Annotated in this window: 8 protein-coding genes and 1 pseudogene; 1 reads left to right on the top strand and 8 read right to left on the bottom strand. The window is 33.8% G+C overall.

Annotated features, from left to right (window positions below; genetic code table 11):
• Window positions 1–107 (bottom strand): annotated as a pseudogene (locus KHW44_RS10140) (ABC transporter ATP-binding protein); the annotation flags it as partial.
• A 111-nt stretch (window positions 108–218) separates the two neighbouring features.
• On the opposite strand from KHW44_RS10140, the gene KHW44_RS07140 reads away from it, so the two are divergent.
• Window positions 219–764 carry a TetR/AcrR family transcriptional regulator gene (locus KHW44_RS07140; protein ID WP_304067736.1) on the top strand — a complete coding sequence of 182 codons (546 nt, stop codon included), beginning with the start codon at window positions 219–221 and terminating at the stop codon, window positions 762–764.
• A gap of 25 nt (window positions 765–789) precedes the next feature.
• Here KHW44_RS07140 and KHW44_RS07135 read toward each other — a convergent pair whose 3' ends face one another.
• The 7 genes from KHW44_RS07135 to KHW44_RS07105 all read right to left on the bottom strand — a co-directional run bounded on the left by KHW44_RS07135 (window position 790) and on the right by KHW44_RS07105 (window position 4,003).
• Entirely contained in the window at window positions 790–1,332 is a 543-nt protein-coding gene (locus KHW44_RS07135) for a flavin reductase family protein (protein WP_304067733.1), read from the bottom strand.
• Between the two features lie 41 nt (window positions 1,333–1,373).
• On the bottom strand, window positions 1,374–1,874 hold the full coding sequence (locus KHW44_RS07130; protein WP_304067730.1) for a GNAT family N-acetyltransferase: 501 nt from the start codon (window positions 1,872–1,874) through the stop codon (window positions 1,374–1,376).
• A 23-nt stretch (window positions 1,875–1,897) separates the two neighbouring features.
• Window positions 1,898–2,410: a nitroreductase family protein gene (locus KHW44_RS07125; RefSeq protein ID WP_094204294.1), complete on the bottom strand. Its 513-nt coding sequence runs from the start codon at window positions 2,408–2,410 to the stop codon at window positions 1,898–1,900.
• Between the two features lie 114 nt (window positions 2,411–2,524).
• The gene (locus tag KHW44_RS07120) at window positions 2,525–2,752 is read right to left on the bottom strand and encodes a hypothetical protein (RefSeq protein WP_294684970.1); all 228 of its coding nucleotides are present in this window, start codon (window positions 2,750–2,752) and stop codon (window positions 2,525–2,527) included.
• 99 nt (window positions 2,753–2,851) lie between these two features.
• Window positions 2,852–3,052, bottom strand: a complete 201-nt coding sequence (locus KHW44_RS07115; RefSeq protein WP_035108999.1) for a cold-shock protein — start codon at window positions 3,050–3,052, stop codon at window positions 2,852–2,854.
• Window positions 3,053–3,249: 197 nt separating this feature from the next.
• Entirely contained in the window at window positions 3,250–3,729 is a 480-nt protein-coding gene (locus KHW44_RS07110) for a pyridoxamine 5'-phosphate oxidase family protein (RefSeq protein ID WP_294684977.1), read from the bottom strand.
• 1 nt (window position 3,730) lies between these two features.
• Window positions 3,731–4,003, bottom strand: coding sequence for a hypothetical protein (locus tag KHW44_RS07105; protein WP_304067723.1), 273 nt, complete (start codon window positions 4,001–4,003; stop codon window positions 3,731–3,733).
• Between the last annotated feature and the right edge of the window lie 131 nt (window positions 4,004–4,134).

The raw sequence follows: 4,134 nt of genomic DNA, 5'->3' as shown, positions 1-4,134 counted from the left end.
GCCAATTCTCCTTTTTCTATTTCAAACGATATGTCGTTGTTCGCAATTATTTCGGATTGTCCTGATTTGTAGCGTTTGTAGCTGTTTTTCATTTCAATATATGCCATGTTTCACCTCTTATATGAACAATGTGTTGATTTATCTTATAAATTATTTTATATTAAAAGTAGAATTGTAACAAAACAATATTGAACAGTTTGTTCATTTAAGGAGATTTTATGATTAGAGAAACGGATACGAGGGACAAATTAAAAAAAGCGTTGACTATTTTGTTGAAAGAAAAAAGTTTGAACGATATTTCGGTGAGCGAATTGACGAAACAAGCCAACATCAATCGTGGGACATTTTATTTGCACTACGATGATAAAATGGATTTGGTGGATAATTTGGTGGAGGAAATCTTTGAAGAGTTGAAAGAGATTTTGACGTCGGAAAAGATCGGCAGAAAATATTCGTACGATATCATCAAAAAAGTTATCGATTATGTGAAGGATGATTTCGATTTTATTTATGCGTTGACGATGAACAGCTACAACTACATCAACGATATGTTGAGGAAGTTTTTGTTGGCGTTAATTGATACGCTTCCGGAGTTGAAGTATTCGATTGACAATCACCCGTTTTTGCCAAAAGATTATTCGACCGAGGTGTTCTTGTCGTTGAATTCGGGAATTATTTTGCACTGGATTAGAAAAGGTGGAGTGGAAAGCACTGATGAATTGGCAAATTTCTTCTATCAAGTGAGCAATTTAAAAACGACTTAGCCAATGTGACTGAGTCGTTTTGCGATTAATCTTCAATTATATAACTGTCGACGATTTCTCCAAGATATGTGATGTGAAAATCCTTGTTGGAGCGAGGATTGGAGCTATCGACATCTTGCGGATAATTTCTGTTCAAAATATCATCTGGAAGTAATGACAAATCCTGTTCTTGACGATAAATTAGTTTGCATTCAATAGTTAAAGGAAGTTCTTTGATTCCATTCACAGAAATTGTTTCTGGCTCAACGAGTGTGAGGTTTGCTTCTTCTACTTTATCAACATCTCTTCCACTTTGGCTGCCACAAACTTTCATTATTTTTTTGTCGTAGGAGCCGATTGGGACGCTGATTGTGAATTCTGGATTTTCGTCCAACAATTCTCTGGTAAATCTTCCTTCTCTAACGTAGCACACGAACACAGGCTTGTTCCAATTGTAGCCAATAGTTCCCCATGCAATCGCCATGCTGTTGAATTTGCCGTTTGCTTTCGTGTTCAAAAATATTCCTTTCGGAAGTTCTTTTACAATGTCTGATGCGTAGTCCATTACGTCGATTTTTCTTTTGTTCATTAGTTCTCCTTTAGTTTAGTTAATTGGTTATTAAAATTTTCTTAAATTAGCTCATACATTACAGAGGAGCGAATGTTTCCCAATTGATCTGTCCACGAATTTTCTTTAATTTCTGTATTGACGAATCCTAGTTTTTCATAAACATGATGCGCCCTTTTATTCTCTACAGTTGTTGACAATACTATTTTCTCAAATCCTTTTGAAAACAACTCACTGATCAATAAACTTAAAATAATTTTTCCCAGACCTCTATTTTGATATTCTTCTTCACAAATTTTAATTCCAATCTCCACCGATTTATGATCAAGTTTCTTGTAATTCATTTCTCCAATTGGAATTTTGTTATATTCAATTATAAACAGAGCATTATTTATCATGTCGTGATTTTTAATATTTTGTATAACTCTGTTATCGGTAGTGTTTAGTCCAAGAGGAAATCCTGCATGTTCCATTACCATGCCATCATTCCACCATTTTAATAAATTAGGTACATCTTCCAAAGAGGCGTTTCTAACTAATATTTCGTTATATTTTAAATTCATTAAATCTCCAGATTAAGTATTGTTTAAATAAATGTTACTGTTTCTGACAAATCTTTTCTTTTGTCGTGAAGTGGATTGATTTCAGAGTCTTCAGCAGGATAGCCGATGTCCAGCATCATTAGTACTTCTTCTTTTGCAGGAAGGCGGAACTTCTTGTGTGTGATGTCTGGATCCAAGAAATTAATCCAACAACTTTCCAATCCTTGGTTTTTCGCTGCTAACATCAAATGAGTAGCGACGATGGATGCATCTTCTATTCCAGAATCTCTTCTATCGCCAGGATAAGTAAACACGTTTGTCTTGTCAAAAGTTACAAGTAAAACTGTACTTGCGCCGTATCTACAAGGTGTCACTTCGTCGACTTTTTTCAAGTTTTTTTCTGATTGTATTACATAAATGTGATGTTCTTGCAAGTTCTTCGCTGTTGGCGCTAATCTTCCAGCTTCCAATATCTTGTCTAGTTTTTCCTTTTCTACCTTTTTGTCGCTATATTTTTTGCAAGAATATCGATTTTTAATCACTTCTTCAAAATCCATATTATTCCTCCCATAATTTTTAAAATCTAATACTAATATATCACATTTATGAGATTTTGTAATATTTTGACAAACAAAAAACCAGTACACATTTTCACGCATACTGGTCTGATTTTATCCTAATTTTTGTTGGACAAAGTTATTGATTACTTCTGTCAATTTTTGTTTTACATCTTCAGGGATTTGACCTTCTGATTCTTCAACTTTTTTGTAAAGATCTGGATATTGTTGTTTGATTTTGTCGACAACTCCTGATAGTACATTTCCTTGTAAAAATCCCGGTAATTTGTTCTTCAATTCATCTGGAATTAATTCCATAATTTTTTGTTCTGTGTTTGCCATTGTTAATCCTTTCTTTTTATTAATATTTTGGGCAATATATTTATACCCACATTTGAACAAATTAAAAAGGTCCAACCAAAATGATTGAACCTTGTTATATTATAATTTAACTACGTTAACTGCTCTGTCGCCTTTTTCAGAAGCTTCAACATCGTATGAAACTTTTTGTCCTTCTTCTAATGTTCTGAATCCTTCTTGTTGGATTGCGCTTTGGTGAACAAAAATGTCCTTGTTGTCTTCTCCTGTTATAAATCCAAATCCTTTAGTAGAATTAAACCATTTAACTGTTCCGTTACTCATAATATCCTCCTCGTTATTCCGTAGAATAACCGTACCACTGTACATTTTTATTTTTGTGATAACTAATTAATTTAAGAGAATAAAATATTTTACAAAACTTTGATTCACTACCTTAATTACTTACTACCTTTTCAGTATACAGCTGATAAGTTATACTGTCAAGCATTTTTGAATAATAATTTTTGTGTTTTATAAGTTTATTTTTTCATAGTTTTGTGTTTCGCAGTCATTGATGTAACTGTTAATTTGAAAACCCTAGTTCTTGGAATTGCTTTCGGGTTGAACTCAAAATGTTCTACGTGATATTTGTCCGTCATCACGGTCAATGCCCTGAATTTTTCCTCAGCATCTGTCACATATTCCACGATTCCTTTTCCCATGATGCTTGAGTAATTCATCGTGCAGTATCCCTTTTCTCTGTCGGAATACAAATCGTGGTCTGTGTCCATCTCAAAAGAAGCCTTGTTGTTCTTGTCGATGAGTTGGTATTTGTAGCCTTCCAGTGCGCCATGAAAATACAAAACCAATTGATTATCCACCACTTCATATCCAAAATTCAGTGGCAAAATATACGGATAGCCTTCGTCATCAACAAGCCCTAGCCTTACTACATCACACTGATCTATTATCTTCAATTGTTCATCAAAACTTGTGATTTCACGATCTTTTCTTCGCATTTTATCTCCTTTTCTTTAATGATTTTAGATATTGTTTTTGTTCAGGTGTTATTCTGAAACTTTCCCTGGATTTTTGTATAGTTTTGTTGTGCGTCCAATCTTCTAGCAAATTATCTTCCAAAACGAATATAACATCGTCCCACTGTTTTGCCAACGCCGTCGCGAAAAACCACGCAATCATCATGTTGACATAGTATTCTTCGCTTTTGATCTGAGCCGCAATGTTCAAATACTCAACCTTGAATTCATCATCCAAGAAATATTTCATCAACAAACAAATCGCGACCCTCACGGTGTATGTGTGGGTAAACTTTTTGAATCTCCATTAGCTTTTTGAACAAAATCTTGAATTTCCTTTAAACTACTATTAGCACTTTGTAATGTATCTCTCACTTTTAATATTTC

This window comes from Finegoldia magna (genome assembly GCF_018371055.1).
Taxonomy (GTDB): Bacteria; Bacillota; Clostridia; order Tissierellales; family Peptoniphilaceae; genus Finegoldia; species Finegoldia magna_I.
Note: the sequence above shows the minus strand (reverse complement) of the source record. Positions and strands in the feature narration are given on the sequence as shown.